This is a genomic window from Alphaproteobacteria bacterium GM7ARS4, assembly GCA_014332745.1.
Classification (GTDB): Bacteria; Pseudomonadota; Alphaproteobacteria; order GM7ARS4; family GM7ARS4; genus GM7ARS4.
Window position 1 is genome coordinate 33,485 of the sequence record JACONL010000008.1, and the last position, 22,122, is coordinate 55,606.

22 protein-coding genes and 2 tRNA genes are annotated in these 22,122 nt (G+C 50.3%); 14 read left to right on the top strand and 10 right to left on the bottom strand.

What is annotated here, in order from left to right; genetic code table 11:
• Positions 1-14: 14 nt before the first annotated feature.
• The 6 genes from GDA54_05760 to GDA54_05785 all read left to right on the top strand — a co-directional run bounded on the left by GDA54_05760 (position 15) and on the right by GDA54_05785 (position 5,082).
• Positions 15-356 (top strand): L,D-transpeptidase family protein, encoded by a 342-nt coding sequence (locus GDA54_05760; GenBank protein MBC6497806.1) that lies wholly within the window; start codon positions 15-17, stop codon positions 354-356.
• The gene (locus GDA54_05765) at positions 338-1,240 is read left to right on the top strand and encodes a hypothetical protein (GenBank protein ID MBC6497807.1); all 903 of its coding nucleotides are present in this window, start codon (positions 338-340) and stop codon (positions 1,238-1,240) included. Before GDA54_05760 ends, GDA54_05765 begins: the two co-directional genes overlap by 19 nt.
• 1 nt (position 1,241) lies before the next feature.
• Entirely contained in the window at positions 1,242-2,180 is a 939-nt protein-coding gene (locus tag GDA54_05770) for a hypothetical protein (GenBank protein MBC6497808.1), read from the top strand.
• Between the two features lie 41 nt (positions 2,181-2,221).
• The gene (locus tag GDA54_05775) at positions 2,222-3,157 is read left to right on the top strand and encodes a hypothetical protein (GenBank protein MBC6497809.1); all 936 of its coding nucleotides are present in this window, start codon (positions 2,222-2,224) and stop codon (positions 3,155-3,157) included.
• A complete protein-coding gene (locus tag GDA54_05780) occupies positions 3,154-4,125 on the top strand; it encodes a hypothetical protein (GenBank protein MBC6497810.1) in 972 nt (323 codons plus the stop codon). The genes GDA54_05775 and GDA54_05780 overlap by 4 nt, the downstream gene beginning before the upstream one ends.
• A 174-nt stretch (positions 4,126-4,299) precedes the next feature.
• Positions 4,300-5,082: a hypothetical protein gene (locus GDA54_05785; GenBank protein ID MBC6497811.1), complete on the top strand. Its 783-nt coding sequence runs from the start codon at positions 4,300-4,302 to the stop codon at positions 5,080-5,082.
• A 32-nt stretch (positions 5,083-5,114) separates the two neighbouring features.
• On the opposite strand, the gene GDA54_05790 is transcribed toward GDA54_05785, so the two are convergent.
• Positions 5,115-5,762, bottom strand: a complete 648-nt coding sequence (locus GDA54_05790; GenBank protein ID MBC6497812.1) for a YggS family pyridoxal phosphate-dependent enzyme — start codon at positions 5,760-5,762, stop codon at positions 5,115-5,117.
• A 54-nt stretch (positions 5,763-5,816) separates the two neighbouring features.
• Here GDA54_05790 and GDA54_05795 point away from each other — a divergent pair, with 54 nt between their 5' ends.
• Together GDA54_05795 and GDA54_05800 are read left to right on the top strand one after the other, a co-directional pair.
• Entirely contained in the window at positions 5,817-6,458 is a 642-nt protein-coding gene (locus tag GDA54_05795; protein MBC6497813.1) for a thiamine phosphate synthase, read from the top strand.
• 12 nt (positions 6,459-6,470) lie between these two features.
• Positions 6,471-9,035, top strand: a complete 2,565-nt coding sequence (locus GDA54_05800; protein ID MBC6497814.1) for a leucine--tRNA ligase — start codon at positions 6,471-6,473, stop codon at positions 9,033-9,035.
• Here the strand turns inward: GDA54_05800 and mgtE are convergent.
• Together mgtE and GDA54_05810 are read right to left on the bottom strand one after the other, a co-directional pair.
• Entirely contained in the window at positions 9,025-10,428 is a 1,404-nt protein-coding gene (gene mgtE, locus GDA54_05805) for a magnesium transporter (GenBank protein ID MBC6497815.1), read from the bottom strand. The two genes, GDA54_05800 and mgtE, sit on opposite strands and share 11 nt — an antisense overlap.
• A gap of 53 nt (positions 10,429-10,481) precedes the next feature.
• Positions 10,482-10,568 (bottom strand) — tRNA-Leu (locus tag GDA54_05810).
• Between the two features lies 1 nt (position 10,569).
• Between GDA54_05810 and lipB the strand changes: the two genes are divergently transcribed.
• Positions 10,570-11,451, top strand: coding sequence for a lipoyl(octanoyl) transferase LipB (gene lipB / locus GDA54_05815; protein ID MBC6497816.1), 882 nt, complete (start codon positions 10,570-10,572; stop codon positions 11,449-11,451).
• Positions 11,452-11,457: 6 nt separating this feature from the next.
• Positions 11,458-12,759: an aminotransferase class III-fold pyridoxal phosphate-dependent enzyme gene (locus GDA54_05820; GenBank protein ID MBC6497817.1), complete on the top strand. Its 1,302-nt coding sequence runs from the start codon at positions 11,458-11,460 to the stop codon at positions 12,757-12,759.
• 7 nt (positions 12,760-12,766) lie between these two features.
• Here GDA54_05820 and rpsT read toward each other — a convergent pair whose 3' ends face one another.
• Positions 12,767-13,036 (bottom strand): 30S ribosomal protein S20, encoded by a 270-nt coding sequence (rpsT, locus tag GDA54_05825; GenBank protein ID MBC6497818.1) that lies wholly within the window; start codon positions 13,034-13,036, stop codon positions 12,767-12,769.
• A 74-nt stretch (positions 13,037-13,110) separates the two neighbouring features.
• Here rpsT and mutM point away from each other — a divergent pair, with 74 nt between their 5' ends.
• Together mutM and dksA are read left to right on the top strand one after the other, a co-directional pair.
• On the top strand, positions 13,111-13,971 hold the full coding sequence (gene mutM, locus GDA54_05830) for a bifunctional DNA-formamidopyrimidine glycosylase/DNA-(apurinic or apyrimidinic site) lyase (GenBank protein ID MBC6497819.1): 861 nt from the start codon (positions 13,111-13,113) through the stop codon (positions 13,969-13,971).
• 54 nt (positions 13,972-14,025) lie between these two features.
• Positions 14,026-14,442 (top strand): RNA polymerase-binding protein DksA, encoded by a 417-nt coding sequence (dksA, locus tag GDA54_05835; protein MBC6497820.1) that lies wholly within the window; start codon positions 14,026-14,028, stop codon positions 14,440-14,442.
• A 4-nt stretch (positions 14,443-14,446) separates the two neighbouring features.
• Here the strand turns inward: dksA and GDA54_05840 are convergent, their stop codons facing one another.
• Positions 14,447-14,668: a Trm112 family protein gene (locus tag GDA54_05840; protein ID MBC6497821.1), complete on the bottom strand. Its 222-nt coding sequence runs from the start codon at positions 14,666-14,668 to the stop codon at positions 14,447-14,449.
• Complete coding sequence (locus GDA54_05845; protein MBC6497822.1) at positions 14,661-15,050, bottom strand: GtrA family protein; 390 nt, start codon at positions 15,048-15,050, stop codon at positions 14,661-14,663. Before GDA54_05845 ends, GDA54_05840 begins: the two co-directional genes overlap by 8 nt.
• Before the next feature lie 64 nt (positions 15,051-15,114).
• Between GDA54_05845 and GDA54_05850 the strand changes: the two genes are divergently transcribed.
• Positions 15,115-15,186 (top strand) — tRNA-Gly (locus GDA54_05850).
• Between the two features lie 36 nt (positions 15,187-15,222).
• On the opposite strand, the gene GDA54_05855 is transcribed toward GDA54_05850, so the two are convergent.
• The 4 genes from GDA54_05855 to GDA54_05870 all read right to left on the bottom strand — a co-directional run bounded on the left by GDA54_05855 (position 15,223) and on the right by GDA54_05870 (position 21,826).
• Entirely contained in the window at positions 15,223-15,759 is a 537-nt protein-coding gene (locus tag GDA54_05855) for a cytochrome P460 family protein (GenBank protein MBC6497823.1), read from the bottom strand.
• Positions 15,760-15,808: 49 nt separating this feature from the next.
• On the bottom strand, positions 15,809-18,580 hold the full coding sequence (gene fdhF, locus GDA54_05860; GenBank protein MBC6497824.1) for a formate dehydrogenase subunit alpha: 2,772 nt from the start codon (positions 18,578-18,580) through the stop codon (positions 15,809-15,811).
• A gap of 29 nt (positions 18,581-18,609) precedes the next feature.
• A complete protein-coding gene (locus GDA54_05865; protein MBC6497825.1) occupies positions 18,610-20,331 on the bottom strand; it encodes an NAD(P)H-dependent oxidoreductase subunit E in 1,722 nt (573 codons plus the stop codon).
• A gap of 94 nt (positions 20,332-20,425) precedes the next feature.
• Positions 20,426-21,826, bottom strand: a complete 1,401-nt coding sequence (locus GDA54_05870) for a M48 family metalloprotease (GenBank protein MBC6497826.1) — start codon at positions 21,824-21,826, stop codon at positions 20,426-20,428.
• A 160-nt stretch (positions 21,827-21,986) separates the two neighbouring features.
• On the opposite strand from GDA54_05870, the gene GDA54_05875 reads away from it, so the two are divergent.
• The coding region (locus GDA54_05875; GenBank protein ID MBC6497827.1) for a cysteine synthase A at positions 21,987-22,122 on the top strand (136 nt) is incomplete at its 3' end.

Consider the following 22,122-nt stretch of genomic DNA (forward strand, 5'->3'; position numbering starts at 1 on the left):
CTATCACACCCTTGATGGGTTGGTGTGATGACCCACAGAGTCCCCGCTATAATATGCTTGTTCGCTTCCCCTATAGGAGGTATTCTGCTGAACGACTATGGCGCGCGGATACGCTCTACGACATCCTTATCATCTTAGGCATCAATGATAAGAAAATCATCAAGAAAAAAGGAAGCGCCCTTTTTATCCATCTTGCCCAGCCCCATCGGCAACACACGCATGGATGTGTTGCTTTAGACAGACGGAATATGCTACACCTCATCGCAACGTTAAGGTGTCACAGCTCTCTTCATAGCCACGCCCCGCCTCACAAAGACAAACGCCAACGACTTCACGCATGTCACAAGAGCCCATAGACCACATTGTTTTCTTCCCCATCGCGCCAAGCAAGGAGAAAACGCCGTCACGTATGAATTTCGTTCTCAATCATGTAGAATTTCGGGGGTTTGAGGGGGATGTTCTAGAGTATGAAGAGAGCCCAATACCCCAATGGCTTCACATCCATGAGTCTGACCTCCGTCCGCTACGCACGACATTTCCCCGCCACAGACGTATTTTTACCGTCGAGGAAACGCGTGTCTTACGCTACCGTAAACATCCCTTCTTCAATCAATTCGGTATCGTCGCGTCCTATTATCATCCTGAAGATGGCTTCGACGGTATCTGGGTGCCGTCCCCCCCCTATACGCCAAGCCGCTACAGCCACTACAAAGAAGTAGAAAAAACACACACTCTCTCTCTTTTTTATGAACGCAAAATGGAGAGATCCACCGATAGCCTCAGACAATTCAAGCGTATCGCCAAAAAACTGATAGGCACACTATGCACAAGACAAGATTATTCCAAAGAGGATGACCCGCCCATAGAACATTATCGCTACCGCCTCGTCGTGGAAAAGAGTATCCATCGTCACTATTGGAGCAATGCACTCGCCAGTTGTTATATGACAGACACATATCCGTTATATATTGGGTGTCCTAATTTATACGAGTATTTTCCCGAAGAGTCTTATACGCCCATCGATATGTCCGATATACAACATGCCCTCGATAGGATCACAGCCATTGCTCGCTCAGACATGTGGCAGACAAGAAAAAAGGCCCTGGCGGTAGCAAGGCAGCGCCTTGTCCATCAACATAATCTCTATACATCCATAAGTCACATGGTGCAGGAATTCGCATTCACTCTTCTTGAACGCAAGGATGACACCTGTCCAGCCATTGTCATCTCCACAGAATAACATGCGCCCGCCATATCAGCAGGTGGAGCACATCGTTTTTCGTGTCGCGAGAGAAAATGATAGCACAGACAAAGGGTTTCGCCCTGTTAGGATTATCGACAATGTCCTTTTCACACAAGGCACGCGGCACGACCTTTTACACTACCGCCATCACCCGTCAGCGCACACATGGATGCTCACCACACATCCCATAAGGAGCACCGAGCGATATATCATCACCACCTTTCCACGCTACAGGCGTATTTCGTTCGTCACCGAGCCTATCACTGTCACAAATGTGGCGCATATGCTCAATGATTATGGTGTCGTCCTGTCCAGCTATAAGCCAAGTCACGACTTTCAGGGTGTGTGGATACCTCATGGTATCGGCTTGTCACTCGTACAGGGGCACTCAAGGGTGGCACTATCCACAAAAAAGAAACGCATCTCCGTTATCTGTAGCGGAAAACAACTGACAGACTACCACAAACAGCGCATACTCTTTGTCAAAAGTTTACAAGAGGCACTAGGAGATGACATCGACGTTTTTGGACGCGAGAGCCATGACATTCCACGCAAGAGCAAAGGCATTGTGCCCTATCGTTACCATGTCGTTCTCGAAAATTGTTGTCATCCGCATTATTGGACAGAAAAAATTGCCGATGCGTATATGGGAGAAGCCTATCCCTTTTATGCCGGATGTCCTAACCTCCATGAGTATTTCCCTAAAGAGTCTTACACCCCCATCGATATCTTTAATATTCAAAAATCTGTGGAGACGGTTGTCGCCTTGTCAGCATCCGACCTCTGGCTTGAAAAACGTGATGCTGTTTATATGGCAAAGAAACGCTACCTCTTCCAACACAGACGGAACGTGAAACTCGCTCATGTCGTCAACCAACTGGCTTATACCCTTCCGAAAACACCAGACGCCCCTTGCCCTCCAAGCGCTATACAATAAAGATGACACCGACCTGTGCATTATCATCTCTGACGAAGACCATGCGTGAACGAGCTCGGCACGTAAAGCACATCGTTTTTATCGCCCAGAAGCAAGGCGATAACCCGCGAAAAGGCCGCCCCCCTCCTTGCATTATCAACAATGTCCTCTTAGCACAAGGCACCCCGCATGATTTTGCGCACTATCGCCATCACCCGTCAGCACACACATGGATGGTCCGTCCGCTCCCTCATAGGGAAATAGAAAAATTTGTCACCACCTTTCCGCGCTACAGACGTATCGGCTTCGTAACCGAGCCCGTCGCTGTAGCAACCGCTTCAGATCTGTTCAATGATTATGGTATCGTCCTGTCCAGCTATAAGCCAAATTACGACTTTCAGGGTGTATGGATACCTCATGGTATCGGCATGGCAGTCGTACCTGCAACAAACAGGGCGCTGCTCCCCATGAAAAAAAAGCGTATATCCGTTATCTGTAGCGGAAGACACCTGACAAACTACCACAAACAGCGCACACGCTTTGTCAAAAGTTTACAAGAGGCGCTAGGAGATGACATCGACGTTTTTGGACGTGACAGCAACCCTATTGGCAAGAAGCGTGACGGTATCTTTCCCTATCGCTACCATGTCGTTCTCGAAAATTGTTGTCATCCACATTATTGGACAGAAAAAATTGCCGATGCGTATATGGGAGAGGCATATCCCTTTTATGCCGGATGTCCTAACCTCCATGAGTATTTCCCCAAAGAGTCTTACACCCCCATCGATATTTTTAACATTCAAAAATCTGTGGAGACGGTTGTCGCCTTGTCAGCATCGGACCTCTGGCTTGAAAAACGTGATGCTGTTTATATGGCAAAGAGACGCTACCTCTCCCAGTACGCAAAGAGGGCGAAACTCTCTCATGTTGTAAGACAATTAGCCTATACCCTTCCTCAAGTGCCAGATACCCCTTGTTCTCCATTCATCCTAAGATGACGCATCGAAACATCCATCATCGTCCCCATAACCGCCAACCCCATGGCGCAACGACACGTGTCGAACATCTTGTTTTCTTGGTTGAGAAGCAAAAAGAGAATGATGCGCCACACCATCGCCAGCATAAGACCGTCAATAACGTGCAATTCGTTTTTAAGAATGTCTCTGCTCTAGAATACCGCCACTGCTGTGTCCCACAATGGCTATACATAGACCATGGAGATATTGTCACAGAAGGATTCAAGACAACGTTTCCACGCAACAGACGTATTCTCATCGTCACCGAGCCACTGGCCGTGAGACAATATGACACTTCGTATTTCAACCAATTTGGTATTGTTTTATCGAGTTATAAGCCCGGTAAGGGTTTTGACGGTGTATGGCTTCCATCCCCCATTTACCTTCAACAGGCGTATGTCATGTCCGCCAGTGAAAAAACAAAAATCATCTCCGCTATTTGTAGCCAAAAGCGTAACAGAAACTATCATCGACAACGTCTCCGTTTTGTTGAGAGTCTGAAAGAAGAAATGGGCGATAAACTTGACGTTTTTGGACGTGACAGCAACCCCATTCCCAAGAAGCGTGACGGTATCGTTCCCTATCGCTACCATATCGTTCTCGAGAATTGTCGCCATCCCCATTACTGGTCAGAGAAACTCTCCGATGCTTATATGGGAGAAGCCTATCCTTTTTATTCAGGATGTCCTAACCTGTATGACTATTTTCCGCGCGACTCTTACACACCCATCGATATTTTTAACATTCAACAATCTGTGGACACCGTAGCAACATTATCGGCATCCACGCTGTGGCTGGACAAACGCCATGCCGTGGCGATGGCAAAGAAGCGTCTTCTCCACCAGCATAATAGGTTGTCTGTTCTCAGCCATATCGTCAAAAAATTGGCCTATGCGCTCCCTCGAGAAGCCGATACGCCATGCGCGCCATGCACAATCTCTCACACATGACCTGCCATGTCCGTGGAACGCGTAGAACATATTGTCTTCTGTATTCAGTCAGAAAACACAGAGGAGCCGAGAACATATAAAGGCATCATAAACCATGTGCAATTTGTCACATTAAGGAGCAATTTTGTCGAGTATATCCACAGCCCAATTCCACAATGGTTTTACGTTCATATCATGCCTAAAACAGTCGGCACAACATTTCCGCGCTGCAGGCGTATCCTCACCATCAACGAGCCTTATCTCAACCGTTACCACAGTCATGACGCTTTCAACCAATTCGGTGTCGTGTTATCCAATTATATGCCTGATAAAGGATTCGACGGCATATGGTCGCCAGCGCCGATTTATCGCGTACAATTGAGCAGTAAAAACCCCGTTTCCTATAACAAGACAAAACGCATATCCGTCATCTGTAGCGGAAAACAGGACAGCGACTACCAGCGACAACGTCTTCGCTTTGTGGCATCACTCAAGGAAGAACTAGGAGAGTCCCTCGATGTTTTTGGGCGCGACTCTCACCCCATCGCCAACAAGGAAGAAGGCATTATCCCTTATCGTTACCATGTCGCCCTAGAAAATTGCTGTCATCCCCATTATTGGACCGAAAAAATTGCTGACGCCTATATGGGAGGGGCCTATCCTTTTTATTCAGGATGTCCTAACCTTGACGAGTATTTTCCAAGAGAGTCTTACACGCCCATCGATATTTTCAACATTCGAGACTCTGTGGACACCGTGGCGACATTATCGGCATCCAATCTCTGGCGCGAGAAACGTGATGTCCTTATGACGGCAAGGCAACGCCTCATCCATCAGCATGATAGGCTCACAGCCGTCAGCATGATGGTAAAGAAATTGGCGTATACGCTCCCTCCCCATGCCAATGCCCCCCATGCTCATGCCCCATGTGAACCCGTCATCCTGAGAAGGAACTATGACAAGGATAGAGAGTCGTAGGATGTCTCAAGAGGGACGTCAAGAGGCGTGTCTCATGCTGGCCTCGCCCCGAATAAGGCGGTGCCAAGACGGACATGGGTCGCGCCATAGCGCATGGCGATTGTGTAGTCAGCGCTCATGCCCATGCTGAGGCAGGACACAGCGCATGCCTGCGCCAGTCCTTGCATCTGTTGAAAATACGGCGCTGGATCTTCACCAACAGGAGGAATCGCCATCAAACCATTGATAGGAATTGTCAAATCGTGTCTGACCCATGTCACAAATTCCTGTGCGTGTGTCTTGTGGATACCACCTTTTTGTGCTTCCTCGCCGATATTAACTTGGACCCAGAGGGCGGGGCATAGGCCACCTCTCTGATGACGTTCATAAGCACAGCGTTTTGCCAGCCTTTCGCTATCGAGACTCTCGATGACATCAAACATGTCAAAGGCTTGCGAGACCTTATTCCTTTGCAAATGTCCAATATAGTGGAGCTCCACTGACGGATATGCTTGACGTAAGGGACGCCACTTCTCTATGGCTTCTTGTATGCGATTCTCGGCAAAAACACGATGTCCAGCGCCTAACAGCAGCTTGATGGCGTCCACACTCTGCGTTTTGGAAACCGCCACAAGGGTGACATGGTCTATAAGAGAAGAAGACAAGGCGCGCAAACGCGCCCTTAGTGACTGCTCTACCATAAGACCTATGGTGACGTTGACGTGTGTGTCCTAAGGACAATAGCTCTCATTCTCATGCCTTATCCCCTCTTTCCCAGTTATGTGTATGTGAGTGATGACGAACGTAGCCCTCACCCTATGCGTGACTTTCCACCGCCATCCTATGGCTTGTATGCCCACCTTGTACTGTTATACCGCCATTACAATGTGGCGTATAGATGTGAGAAGGCGCGACATTGGCATAGGCAGTATCGTCGCCGAGCATGCTTGCTCTTTGCGATGACGGGCAAAACGTCCCCACGCGCATGTGACGGATTTCATGGTCTCCATGTATCCTTCTGGGCGTGGCACAACCCCGCACGGAGTCGAAGTGGCATGCAGAGACGGACACAAGGACAGCATACGCTCTGTGCTGTGTCCGTGCATACGCTCCGTCAGTTTTGGCAAGTCTATCGCCACAAGGGGGTCGATTTCATGATTCTTTCGCCTCTTTTCGCAACCCAAAGCGCGTCCCAACGTCCCCTCTTCCCCTATTTCCACGCCATACGCCTCAGCCATGTGAGTCAGAAACCGCTCATCGCCTTAGGCGGTATCACACAGAAAACAGCGCGCCTCTTGCGTCCCCACCGATTCTATGGATATGCTGGCATTGACGCCTTCACAAGAAATAAGGCATATCATCCCTATCCCATAAGGATAAAAAAGAGCAAGCCTTAAGGAAGAGAACACATGACGGAAGACACCTATCGCCCACAAATGATCGAACCAAAATGGCAGGCACACTGGCTTCAACATCATTGTTTCTCGACAAAAGAGACGCGCAAGAAATACTATGTCTTAGAGATGTTTCCCTACCCATCAGGGCGTATCCACATGGGCCATGTGCGCAATTATACGTTGGGTGATATTGTTGCTCGTTGGAAACGGGCACAGGGCTATGGTGTCCTCCACCCTATGGGGTGGGATGCCTTTGGCTTGCCGGCGGAAAATGCGGCGCGACTCCATGGCAAACATCCCGCCACATGGACATATGACAATATCGACATGATGCGTCAGCAGCTCCAACAGATGGGCTTTTCCTATGATTGGGAGAGGGAAATAGCGAGTTGCCATCCCGATTACTACGTCCATGAACAAAAGATATTCCTTGCGTTCCTCAAGAAAGGCATTGCCTATCGCAAAAAAGCCAACGTGAATTGGGATCCCGTTGAGAAGAGCGTCCTTGCCAATGAACAAGTCATCGATGGGCGAGGATGGCGGTCGAATGCGCCCATCGAACAACGTCACTTGACCCAATGGTTCTTGCGTATCAGCGACTATGGTGAAACGTTACGTCATGCCTTAGGACAATTGACATCTTGGCCTCAGAAAGTGACGCTGATGCAGGAGCATTGGATTGGCATGTCCGATGGCAGTCTTATCCGTTTCGACATAGAAGGGGGGGGAAAAGACCCTATAGACGTCTTTACGACACGTCCTGAGACGCTGTTTGGCGCTTGCTTCTGCGCTCTCTCGCCACAACATCCCCTTTCTCGTCAGCTCAGTGAGCATCATCCCGCCCTCCGCCAATTCATCCATAGGCATGCTCAACAGGCCACGCATGAGACGACAGATATGGATAAGGAGGGTATTGATACGGGATTGCGCGTTCTTCATCCTTACTTGCGTGATGTGACCTTACCCCTGTATGTCGCCAATTTTGTTCTCATGGACTATGGATGTGGCGCTCTCTTTGGATGTCCCGCCCATGACCCGCGGGATTATGCCTTTGCACAGAAATATGGCCTCCCTATCACCCGTGTCATCGAACACCCTACCTTGCAAGAGACTCCCGTGCCATGGACAGGGGATGGCATCATGGTGAATTCAGCGTTCTTAAATGGCTTGGAGACGGCAACAGCCAGACAACGTATGATAGAACGCCTCGAGAAAGACAACAAAGGCACAAGACAGAGAGTCTATCGTTTACGTGATTGGGGTATATCGCGTCAACGTTACTGGGGGTGTCCCATCCCTGTGATTCACTGCCCCCATTGTGGCGTTGTGCCAGTGCCTCTCAAAGATTTGCCTGTCATGCTCCCCTCAGACATCGATTTTTCCAAGCCCGGCAATCCATTAGACCATCACGAAGAGTGGAAAAACACACGATGTCCACAATGCAGTCGCAAGGCGCAACGTGAGACAGATACATTAGATACATTTTTCGAGTCATCGTGGTATTTTCTCCGCTTCACATCACCCCGTAGCCCCCAAGAATGTGAGTCTGATGCGCTCAAACACTGGATGCCTGTGGATTGCTATATCGGTGGTATCGAACATGCCATTCTTCACTTGCTCTATGCCCGTTTTTTCATGCGCGCCCTAAGGGATTGTGGCTATCCCATCCCCGATGACGCTATCGAACCATTTCACCAATTGCTGACCCAAGGCATGGTGTGCCATCCAACCTACAGGGATTGTGAAGGGACGTGGCTTTCGCCCGATGATGTGATAAGGCGTGGCCGCGGCCATAACAAAGGAGAAGGCAACAATGTGGATAAAGAAGGTCGCCCCGTCTATGTTGGGCGCATGGAAAAAATGAGTAAATCCAAAAAGAATGTCATTGACCCCGACACCATCATCAAACAATGGGGCGCTGATACAGCGCGCCTCTTTATCGTCTCTGACACACCTGCCGAGCGTGACCTCGAATGGAGCGATACAGGCATTAAAGGCACTCACCGCTATTTACAACGTCTATGGACAGCTCTCCATGGGCTATGCCCCTCTCTCAAAAAGGTCGAGAGTGCGCCACTGACGCAACAACAGCAAGATAAAGCGTTCTTTTCTCTTATTCATCGAAGCATCCACCTCACCACCAACCACCTAGAACATCACCAATTTAACCGCGCCGTCGCCACATTGCATACGTTCGCCAATGGTCTCTTACGTCATAAAGATGATAAAAACCTTCCCCTCCTCAAGCTGGGAGTCGAGACGTTGCTTATCTTGCATAATCCTATCACGCCCCATTTTTGCGAGGAATTATGGCAACGTCTCGGCCACACAAAAAGCCTCACCCACGTCCCATGGCCCAAAGCCCATAAGGCCTTTTTCCATGAGGAAGAATGCACCATTGCCATACAAGTCAATGGCACGTTGCGCGCCCAACTTCGCCTTCCCCGAGGCACAGCACAGCACCATGCTGAACAGCAAGCCCTCTCACTACCACGTCTCACAGCTTATCTCAAAGACACAAAACCTAAAAAAATTGTCTATGTGGTCGACAAGGTGCTCAATATCGTCACATCGTGACATAGATTGTCCCGAGGGCTAAAAAAACAAGAAAGCCAAAAACATCTGTCCCCATTGTGACGATCGTGGCCGATGCAATGGCGGGATCCACCCGCACCCTCTCCATAAGAAGAGGAACAAGCGTGCCTAAAGCGCCCGCCATAGCGATATTCATGACGATAGCCACAAAGGTCACAAGCGCTAAGTCGCTATCACCATACCAAAACCACGCCATCATGGCAGCAAGGCATCCCAGTAAGAGGCCATTGCCACAATTCATAACACATTCTTTGACGATATTACGCCAACGATTGCCTGAGACAAGTTCTTTCATGGCAATGGCACGCACCGTCACCGTCAATGTCTGCACAGCGGCAATGCCGCCCATCGAGGCAACGACAGGCATCAGCACGGCAAGAGCAACCAATTTATCGATAGAGTCAGCGAATTGCGCAATAACAAAGGCAGACAAAAAGGCAGAGCCCAGATGAATGGCAAGCCACTTGAAGCGATGCCCCATAGATGAACGCAAGCTGCTATGAAATCCTTCCTGTTGCACGCTTGCTAAATGCATAAAATCCTCAGCCGCCTCATGGTCAATGACATCAACAACATCATCAATCGTCACGACTCCCGCCAACCGTCCATGCTCATCGACAACAGGATAAGAGGTGAGGTCCTTATCACGAAAGAGAAATGCGACCTCTTCTTGCGGTGTATGAATGGATATAGGCGTGATGTTTGTCTCCATAATCTTGGAGAGAGGCTGGTCTCGGTTGGAGCGTAAAAGCGTGGCGAGACGAATGACTCCCACAGGATGTTGGCGTGGGTCCACAACTTGCACATCGAAAAAATGGTGAGGTAAGTCCTTTTCTTGACGCATATAGTCGATGATGTCACCCACATGCCATGTGACAGGAACGGCAACGACTTCCCTCTGCATGAGCCTTCCCGCACTTTTTTTTGGATAAGAGAGGCTGACTTCGAGCCATGCCCTCATGCTGGTGGGAATATGCTCGAGGGCCGTGGTGCGGGACTCTTCTTTGAGATTTTCTAAAATGGCAAGAATATCATCGGTCTCGAGATGGTGAAGCACTTTAGCGACAGCGCGCACTCCTAAATCATGGATGACATCGGCTTGGACTTGTGGGTCAAGGAGACTAATAACGTCAGCAATGGCGACATAGTCTTTTTTCTTGAGCGCATGGGTATAAAAGGCTTTGGCGAAAAGGGTGCGTCTTTCACCCTCCAACATATCGATACAACGTGCCTTTTTTTGATTATCTAATGTATCGATGAACGCTGTGAGGATGTCTTTATCCCCTTCATGGAGAATGGCATTGAGACTCTGTATGGGGACAGTGTGACCCGTCATCGCCGTCGCTGGTGGCGTGGCTGCCGTTAGAGCGCTCATGCCTTCATGCCCTCTCTTCCATAAGCCTTTGTCACCGCCCTCTCCTCATACAATGGTGCGGTCGAGAAGACTCGAACTTCCACGGGATTGCTCCCACAACGCCCTCAACGTTGCGCGTCTACCTGTTCCGCCACGACCGCCATGCTGTCTTTTACTCATTTCAGCGCACTCTTTCAAGCAGATAAGCAAGGACATCAACAAGGATATGAAAATATGCTATGCTCCCTCCCTGCACAGCCCCCTCTCTCTCATGTTAAAGATATGTCATGTCTTCCTCTTCCTTTTGCGACGTTGAGTGCCATTATTTGGCACAAGACACAGCAACCCGTTCCATATAGCGACGCCGTATTCCTCATGGAGTCTTATGTCCGCGCCATGTCCCATGACAAGACAATTCCTCCCCTCTTGTGGCTGTTAGAACATCCTCCCCTTTATACGCAAGGCATGTCATCCCTCGAAGGCGACGGCCCTTCACAGACGGGCATGCTTCCACTTTATAAGAGCGGGCGCGGTGGTGGCTACACGTATCATGGGCCAGGACAGCGCATCTTATATGCTATGATGTCTCTCTCTCATGCGCATCATCCAACGCTGACCATCGCCCACTATATCCAATGGCTCCATGATTGGTGTGGGTGCAGTCTCGCCCATCTCGGTATTATTGCCGTGCGCCGAGGACAACAGAGCGGATTATGGGTCTCTGTCGGTGGCGTCTATAAGAAAATTGCGTTTTTTGGCATAAGAATGCGTCACGGCATGTCTTTCCATGGCGTCAGCATTAATGCCCACTGCGCCCTCGAGCCATTTCGCCATATACGCCCTTGTGGGTATGATGGACAAGATATAACGTCCCTAAGCGCCTTGGGGCGTCCCTCCTCTTTGCGTCATGTCGATGATGCGTTGCTCGAAGATTTGCGCGCATCATATGACGCCTTATCCCGCAAGGGACAGCACCCATGCCACATCATACAACAAACCTCACAGGCATGTCCCACCCTCTCATCCATCCTCTCTCGCGCATGACCCCCCATGAAAAATCTCTGGTTGCCTTTTTCCGCCAATCGCTCATTTCATAAAAATCCGCGCACCCTTGTCTCTGCCGATGGCATGTATTACGTAGAACAATCGGGGAAAAAAATTCTCGATGCCGTATCAGGATTGTGGTGTGTCAATGCAGGACATCACCGACAAGCGATTATCGATGCCGTGACCGAGGCAGCGCGCACCCTCGATTATGCGCCAGCCTTCCATGTCTCTCACCCTTATGTCGACGCTTTGAGCGAGAAGCTGATGCGCTGTCTGCCGTCCCACCTCTCCTCTATCTTTCTCTGCCCATCAGGCTCGGATGCCGTAGAGACAGCCCTCAAAATCGCCCTACAATACCATGCTCTTCAGGGTGCGCCTCAACGCACCATGCTTATCGGGCGTCATCGCGATTATCATGGGGCGACCATCGCCACGACGCTTATCGGGGGAATCGATGGCAATCGCCAGCATGTGCCGCCCCTCATGCCATCCATACGCCACATGCAGAGCAGCTACGACAGAGAGAGAGATGGATTCTCTCGAGGACTCCCCCGCAAGGGTGTCGAGTGTGCCGATGAATTAGAGAGGATGGTGGCGCGTTACGGGCGCGACGCCATTGCCGCTGTCATTGTTGAGCCTGTTGCTGGCTCCACAGGCGTCTTGCCTCCTCCCCAACACTATCTCCAACGGCTACAAGAGATATGCCACACCCATGGCATCCTCTTTATTCTCGATGAAATCATCACAGGCTTTGGAAGACTTGGCACAGCCTTTGCCAGTCAAGCCTTCCATCTCACCCCTGACATTATCACCTTTGCGAAAGCCCTGACAAACGGATGTGCGCCCCTCGCTGGCGTTGCTGTCACAAAAAAAATCTATGACACATTTATGGAACGCGACATGCCCGAACACGCCATCGAATTTCCCCATGGATTCACATGGTCCACCCATCCGCTGGCATGTGCGGCAGCATGTGCAACCCTTGACATTTATGACAAAGAAGACCTCTTCGCTCGAGGACAAGTGATGAGCCCCATCTGGCAGGATGCTCTCTATACGCTGGAAGATATTGCCTGTGTTATCGACATTCGAGGCATGGGACTGATGCATGGCATCGAATTAGAGGCTGACGCCAAGACCCCCGGCATGCGCGGTTTTCACATATATCGCCAGTGCTTCGAGGAAGAAGGTTTGCTCGTGCGCGTAACAGGGGACACCATCGCCCTCTCCCCCTCTCTTATTATCGAGGAACGCCATATCAGTATCATCGTCGACACCCTACGGCGTGTGCTCAAAAAAATATAATCCTTGTTTATCGGGGATGGGCGCGGTGAAGCATACGCGCTAAGCGCGATTGACGCCTCGCTGCCGTGTTCTTATGAAGAATACCCTTTGCTCGTCCGCGCTGGATCTCCTTATCAACGAAACACACCATATTATACGCCCCTTTTTTATCTTTGCTATCAATGACGCTCTGTGCTTTCTTGATAAGCGTGCGGACACGAGAACGGCGGCGACCGTTGCTCTCTGCCTGCCGTCTATTCACCAAAATACGCTTCTTTGCCGAACGGATATTTGCCATCGTGTCTCACATCCTTCTTATCCTTGCCCCTCTCTGTATTAGGGGATTGTCGTTATTGTGTCAACCCATAGATTATGCCTGAATTGCCCGAGGTAGAAACGATACGACGTGGCATTGAGAGTCAGCTCCATGGCATGTGCGTGACGCGCGTGACCGTAGGACGCCATTCTCTACGTAAAGAGATTCCTCCTGATATTTCCCAGAGACTAGGAGGGCGTCACCTCACCCATGTGTCGAGACGAGGAAAATATCTCTTTCTGTCATTCGATGATGACACCCTGATTCTTGTGATGCACTTTGGTATGTCGGGCTCTCTTCATATAAGGACGCACCATGCGTCTCCGTCACACCCACACGAACATATCGTTTTTCACAGCACATCCTATGACATGGCGTATCACGACCCACGCCGTTTTGGCTTTGTAGACATCATCACAGGCAACGACAAAGCACGATATCTCGCCAGCATTGCTCCAGACCCGCTAGAACCAGCATTTTCCATAGACCAATTCTATCAAAAGCTGAGGAAACGCACGGCATTGATAAAAAATAGCCTCTTAAACCAAAAACTCATCAGTGGCTTAGGCAATATCTACGCCTGTGAGGCTCTCTACCATAGCAAAATCTCCCCCTTCTCACCGAGCTGCGCTCTTCGATACGAGCATTGTCTCACACTGGTAGAGTCCATACGCACAACCCTCAAACGCGCCATCGCATGCGGCGGGTCGTCCCTCAAAGATTACAAGAAAACAGACGGACGCATGGGATATTTTCAATACCAATTCTCTGTCTATGGGCAAGAGAAAAGACCATGTCCGCGCTGCGCGCGCCATCATACAGCGGGAAAAGCCCATATCCACAATGTGCGGCTGGGAGGAAGAAGCACGTTCTTTTGTCCCCTATGTCAGCACATATGTCAGCAAACGATGACTTGATTTTTTGTATCCTATGGCTGTATGGTGTGGCAGGCAACCCGTGTGGAGAGACTCATGGATATTGATATCCCTAAAAATTATTCTCCGTCAGAAGATGAGGAATTTATGAACCCTCTCCAAAGGGCTTATTTCAGGCGCAAATTGGTGCTCTGGAAAGAAAAGATCATGGGGTCTATCCAGCAAACAATGGAGCATCTTAAGGACGAACCCGCCACAGGTCCCGATATCATCGATGTGGCAAGCATAGAAGAAGAGCATAATATCGAAATTTATACGGAAGAGCGCGCCCTCAAACTCATAGAAAAAATAGACAGAGCCATCGAACGTATCGATAAAAAACAATATGGCTATTGTATGGCGACAGGCAAGCCTATCGCTCTCTCCCGATTAAAAGCCCGTCCCATCGCCACCCTGTGTATCGAAGCACAAGAACAGCATGAACGCGAAAAAAGAATGGCGAAGAGACCCTAACGTCTCATGGCTCTTGCGGATGCCTCTCCTCATGGGGAGTCTTATCGCCCAGAGGTCGTGCTTCGTCCACCAATAGAATGGGAATGCCGTCTCTGATAGGAAATGCTAGTTGCGCCTCCTCACTCACCAATTCTTGCCGATTCTTGTCATAACGTAACGGCTTCTTGGTCACGGGGCAGACGATGATAGAGAGCAGACGTTCGTCAAAATGATACGAGTCAGCCATGATGTTTCACCGCAAAAACGACATGGCGGTTGATAAGATAAAAAAGGACCGTATACGTCATCATCGCTATCATCTGTGCCATGTAGGGATTGACATAGAGAACATAGAGACACACCATCAGCACCACCATATTCCCTCCATAAGAGAATAAAAAAGACAAAAGGAAAAGATGGATTTGTCGCCACCATGGCCTATGACTGCCAATAAAAACCCAGTGCTTATAGGCAAAGAACGCCACGACAAGTCCAACGGCATAGCCAGAGGCATTTGCCCATGGGGGGCTGAGTCCGCCAAAGACCATAGCGGCAACAATAATCCCATACCCCAACAACGTATTGAGAAGACCCATGACGATATAACGTTGTGTCGCAAGGGATATCATGGCATGAAAAGACCATCATGTTGACGACAAGAGAGAGACAGATAGTCTATTGTGACGCTGTGATGCGGGCGTAGCTCAGAGGTAGAGCGTCGGCTTCCCAAGCCGAATGTCGTGGGTTCGATTCCCATCGCCCGCTCGGGGTATAGACTTTTCTCCCTCAGCAACAGCAACGTCAGCGGCGGTTATTATTGAAGACATAGTCACCCCCCGGTGCGTTCACATGACAGGCAATACATCCCTGGTCGCGCCCTTTTGCCACTCTTCCTGCCAGCTTCTCGCCCTTCGGATTGGTAAGAACAGTCCCATCGGGAGCATATTTCACCCAAAACCAATCATCATTATCTTTATCATAGCCGGGGCGTTGGAACATGACGGTCACGGCTTTAAGATAGGTGGCGGGGTCATCAGCAACAGCGTCAACACCAACGCCCTCTGGCCCATAATTGCGCTTGACGATAACGTATCCTGTGTCACTTCCCACACCGATCATACCATCGATGGTCTGCAACACAAAGCCATGGGGCTCAGTCCCCTCATAAGGAGTCGTCTGGAACGACTTTCTCCCCACGAGACGTTCCTCCACCAGAACACTCCATAATTTGTTCGCAAAAGAAACATCGCTGAGCGTGCCAAAGGCTTCTTCCGCATGGGTCTGCTGGCTCAGCAAGACACTCACAATCACGCCCCCTACGGCACACACCTTTCTCATAACAAACTCTCCATCTTTGATATCTTTGTGGTTCACTATGGTGGACATACTATGTCGCATGTATTTTTTCAAGCTTCACGGCACAATATTTCACCTCCGGAATTTTGCCATCAGGGTCAAGAGCATCATTGGTGAGGAAATTGACAGGAGCTTCCTCAAAACAGAAAGGCATGAAGACAATCCCTTGAGGGATTTGCCTATCAGGACGCACTTGAGCATCAAGAGCGCCTCGTCTCGTTTCGATACGCACCCTATCTCCACCAACGAGCCCTTTCTCATCCATATCGGCAGGCGATAGGTGAATGTAAGGATGTGGCTCGATGGTGTTAAGCACATTCGTTCTTCGCGTCATAGAACCAGTATGCCAATGCTCCAACAAACGTCCCGTTGTCAAAACCATAGGGTATTCCTCGTCAGGTTGTTCGTCGGGGGGAATAATGTCGGCAGCAACGATATGTCCTTTCTTATCTGAGGTGGGAAAGCCATCACCAAAAAGGACATGCTCTCCCTCCTCATCGACGTGGGAGCAAGGATAGGTCACAGAACCCTCCTTCTGTAGGCGTTCCCAGCTGATCCCTTTGAGAGACTCCATAGAAGAACGCATTTCTTCGTAGATGTCGCCCACATCATGGTAACGCCAATCACACCCCAGTCTTTTTGCCATCTCCTGAATGATCCACCAATCTTGCTTCGCATCCCCCGGTGGGGATAAGGCGGGACGCGCAAGCTGGACAAGGCGGTCTGTATTCGTAAATGTTCCACTCTTTTCGGGGAAGGCGGATGCTGGCAAGATGACATCAGCAAGGAAAGCCGTTTCTGTCAAAAAGAGGTCCTGAACAACCATATGCTCGAGCTTTGCCAGCGCCATGCGGGCATGGGCCGCGTTGGGGTCAGACATGGCGGGATTCTCACCCATAATATAGAGCCCCTTGATATGCCCCTTATCAATATGTTGCATGATCTCAACAACAGTCAGTCCCGCATGAGGGTCAAGGGACGTTCCCCACAATTTTTCGAAAAAGAGGCGGCGCGAGTCGTCCTCTACCTTTTGGTAATCAGGGAACACCATAGGAATAAGGCCTGCATCAGACGCCCCTTGGACGTTATTTTGCCCTCGTAAGGGATGTAAACCCGTCCCATGTCGTCCCACATTGCCTGTGATGAGAGCAAGAGCAATAAGGCAACGGGCATTATCGGTACCATGGACGTGCTGTGATATACCCATGCCCCAGAAAATCATGGCACGCTCTGCCTTGCCATAGCAACGCGCTATCTCGCGAATGGTGTCGGCATCAACGCCACAGAGTCCAGACATTTCCTCTGGCGTAAAGGAGGCCACATGGGAACACAGCTCTTTATAGCCAGACGTGTGTTTTTCTATGTATTGGCGGTCGACCAGCCCTTCCTCGATAATGACATGGAGCATGGCATTGAGGAGAGCCACATCAGTGCCCGGGCGAAATTGCACATGGTGGCGGGCATAGCGTTCTAGTTCGTTACGTCGCGGGTCAAGAACAATCAGCTGGGTCCCACGGACGGCAGCATTCTTTATGAACGTGGCGGCAACAGGATGATTTTGCGCTGGACGCGCGCCGATAATGATAGCGACATCGGCATTCTTCACCTCCGATACAGGCGCTGTTACAGCACCAGAGCCTATCCCCTCCATCAATGCAGCCACTGACGACGCATGACATAAACGCGTGCAATGGTCCACATTATTGTTGCCAAAACCCGTCCTCACTAACTTCTGAAAGAGGTAAGCCTCCTCATTAGACCCTTTAGCACAGCCAAAACCCGCCAACGCACTGGCAGAGTCACGCTCACGAATCGATACAAACCCGCCACCAGCACGAGCAAGAGCCTCCTCCCACGTCACTTCGCGAAAATAGGCATCCACACGGGACGGATCTATCTTCTCATCAGGATTCTTGCTGACGCCATCCTTGCGGATAAGAGGCTTGGTCAAACGATGGGGATGATGGACATAATCGAAGCCAAAACGTCCCTTCACACAGAGACGCCCTTGATTGGCAGGACCAACACGCCCATCCACAGCAACAATGCGCTCGTCCTTGACGCGAAACGTCAGCTGACAACCAACACCACAATAAGGACAGAGACTGTCAACCTCCTTGTCTGGCTTGTGCGCTATCACGCCAGACTCATCTAAGAGGGACGATTCCATCAAAGCACCCGTAGGACACGCCTGAACGCACTCCCCACATGCGACACAGCTGCTGTCACCCATAGGGTCGTCAAAATCGAACACGATCTTAGAATGCGCGCCGCGCCCGGCCATGCCAATGACATCATTGACTTGAACCTCACGACATGCTTGCGTGCATAAATTGCAATGAATACACGCATCCAGATGAACAGCCATCGCACGATGGCTGTTGTCAGCGACATGATGGCGGCCATGGCGAGGAAACCGACTCGACAGCATGTCCATATGCTCGGCCATACGCCAAAAATGTGAGTCATCGTCATGGGCTCTCACACGTTCTGGTTGGTCTGCCAAGAGCAACTCCATCACCATGCGGCGCGAATGAACGGCACGCTGACTCTCCGTCGATACAACCATGTCTTGGGATACTTTGCGTATACATGAGGCGGCAAGAACCCTCTCACCCTCAATATCAACCATGCATGCACGGCAATTCCCATCAGGACGATACCCCGCCTTGTCGGCATGGCACAAATGGGGAATCAGAATATGCTCACGCTTCGCCACCTCCCATATCGTCTCGCCTTCACGGGCGGAAACTTTCCGCCCATCGAGAGTCAAAGAAAGCGTCTTTTTCTTAGGAAGTGACATGGATTGATCCTCTTACGAACATACGTAGATTATAAGTCATCGTGAAAATATTTCAACGCACAATCGATGGGATTTCCCGCGGCTTGCCCTAAGCCACAGATAGAAGCATCACGCATGGCATCGACCAATTCGCGCAAAAGAGGCTTGTCCCACGATGTCTGCTGTAAAAGAGACACCGCCTTCTCTGTGCCCACTCGACATGGTGTGCATTGACCACAACTTTCATCTTCGAAAAATTTAAGAAGATTAAGAACAATGTCTCTAATAGAGTCTTTATCAGAAAAGACAATAATGGCGGCAGAGCCTAAGAAGCACCCATATTTCTCTAACTGGCCAAAGTCGAGAGGGATATTCGCCATCGACGCCGGCAAGATGCCTCCAGACGCGCCACCCGGAAGATAGCCCTTGAATTCATGCCCGTCCAGCATGCCTCCACAATGGTCACGAAGCAACGTGTTCATGGTAATCCCCGCCGCCACCAATTTCACACCCGGCTTTTTAACACGCCCTGAAACAGAGAAACTATGGGGACCACGAGGGACCATATCATCACCAACATGACGCGCAGCCCCATGATGTAAAAACCAATCACTCCCTTTCTCAAGCACAAGAGAGACCCAGTGCAATGTCTCCACATTTTGATTGAGGGTAGGACGCCCAAACAATCCAACAGAAGATATATAGGGAGGCTTACGCCATGGCAGACCACGCTTGCCCTCGATACTAGACAGCATGGCTGACTCCTCACCGCATATGTAGGCACCAGCCCCACGACGCAAATGCACGTCAGTAAAGGAAGATAATCCCGCCTTCTCTAAGGCAGCGAGCTCCTTTTGCAAAATCTTACGCACACCCGGATATTCATCACGTAAATAGATATAGACAGAGCGCGCCTCCACCGCCCATGCGGCAATGAGCATGCCTTCGAGAAAACGATGGGGTGTCGTTTCCATATAGTAGCGGTCTTTAAAGGTGCCGGGTTCGCCTTCATCGGCATTCACCGTCATCAATCTCGGCCCCTTTTCCATACGGACAAAGCGCCATTTGCGCCCTGACGGAAAGCCCGCACCCCCCATCCCCTTCAGCCCCGCCTTCTCTAGTAACGTGACGACATGCTCGAAATCCCACTCTCCCGCTAGACAACGTTGCAATATCTTATACCCGCCTTGTCCTTGATAATAGGCAAGGTTTTGGTAGTCTGGTATATGGGGATGGACTCGCCCTTCTTGTAAAGAGTCGAGAACATTCTCCTTTGTCGCATGCCCCCTATGATAGGCATCCACCTGCGCGACAGGCGCTTCATCACAGCGTCCCATGCACGGCGCCGATAGGACGCGCACGCGCGTCGGGTCTACGCCCTTTTTCAATGCCTTGTGCAACGCATCAGCACCACGCAACGCACAAGAAAGGCTATCACAGACACGAATTGTATGACGGGGAGGAGGCGTCTCACCATCCATGACAACATCAAAATGCGCGTAAAATGTCGCCACTTCATACACATGGGCTAAAGGAAGAGAGAGTATCTCTGCCAATGCCGTGAGGTGACGCATCGATAGATGTCCCTCATGGTCTTGTATGGCATGGAGCATCTCGATGAGTTCGTCCTTTTCCCGCTTTCCTCCCCATTGGCGTAAAATGCCTTCGACCTCTTCATGGGAATGAGAGTCCCCTTGTCGCCCCTTTGGATAAGAAATAAACAGCTGGCGCCCCTTTTTCTGAGGTCTCGTTCTGTCAGACTGCTGTGTCACGTGACGATGGTCTCCTATCCCTTCAATCTACCCCCCACGCCCTCCACGCGTTTGTGCTCGTCCCTCTCCTATGCCACTCGTCAGTAGACGTATATCAAATCGGTCTTTTATGCAAGCTCGATGCGAGCAAGAGAATGTCATGGGCTCTGTTTTGTGCCTCGTCTTCCTTTAAGAATTTTTTTGCTCTCTGTGCTTGCATAATGGCGCTCTTGTAATCCCGTAAAATCAGGTATTTCTCTGCTTGGGCGAGGGCGGACAAGCCGATATATCCCAATCTGCCTTGGGCGACACTCATCAACTGCCATGCCAGCGCGGCGTCTTTTTCCTCCTCGATGGCGAGCTCCAGCTCTTTCAATGCCATACGCACCATCGATAGGCCACCAACCTCAAGGAGCGCCTGCGCATAGGCAATACGTATCAGAGGCTCATGGGGCGCATAGGACACCGCCTGTTCGTAATAGGCAATCGCTTGGCGGCTGTACCCGCTCTCTAACAAGAATTGCCCTTTTAATTCGTAAAAGAAGGGGTTCTGTGGCTCTTCTTCGATGAGCCTATCGATGAGGGCAAAACTCTTGTCCCGTTGATGGTCGCGAAAATAGGCGATGGCACGGGCATAGAGAGCGGAAATGCTGTTATCACCATCCCTATAGTGCCTGTAGACCTCCTCTGGTTTGTAGAGAAAGCCAATAACCTTTGCCTTGATACGCTGAAACGTCCTTTCACGTTCATGGTCTGCTGGCGCATCGGCATGGGGTGATATGAGCGTTTGGTGACGCATGGTTTTAATACGCTCCTCTGTGAGAGGGTGCGTCGTCGCATAGGGGTCTATATTGCCAATGTACAATTGAGAACGTCTATCCAATATCTCCATGAATTCCACCATGCCTCGAGGCGACATGCCCGCCGATTCGAGATAGCGCACAGCCGCCTGGTCAGCCGCCGACTCTCGTTTGCGTATCGTGCTGAGCAAGCCCCTCTGTGCCACATGCTGTGATGCGGAAATGGCTGCGGCGCCAGCGTCAATCTGTCCCGCCACGATCGACCCAAGACCAAGTAAAAAACCTAATAATTGGACAGTCAAGGCATTATCAATGTCTGTATCCATGCGGGCAAGATGTCCGCCAGCGATATGCCCTATCTCGTGCGCATAAACAGCAAGAACTTGCTCAGAAGAATCAGCCTCCGCCAGAATAGCGGTGTGAAGATAAATGTTTTGCCCGCCATAGACAAAGGCATTCAAACTTTTGTCATAGATAAGATAGAGTGAGACGGAGTCGTTATCCAATCCTGCTGCCTCTAATAAAGGCGTCACCCACTGGCGAATATGCCCTTCTATCTCCGCATCACGTATCAAGCCCCCTTGAGACACGCCATAGGCAGGGAAAGATAACGCCCCAAAAACATAAGCCACAAGGGAGAGCAAGAGAAATGGCATGCCTAGCCACCTCCGATAGCCACCCCATCCACCATCAGCCTCGCCCTTACGCCTCACCATGATACACCTCCACAGGTCGTCTTCGCACAAGATGTCGCCACCACCCATTGTATACTAAGCCTATAAAGTATACTAAGCATATAAAAAAATTAGCAAAGCACTTTGTCATGTATAATGACGCCACACATATCGTGCAAGAAGGGAAAAATAGAAACAGACCATGCATGCTTTTCGCGGGCAAATCTATGAGTCGGTGCTGGATGTTGTCGGCGCAACGCCGTTGGTACGTCTCAGTAAATTTGCGCGCACATATCAATGCGACGCCCTCTGTCAGGCAAAACTAGAGTATCTCAATC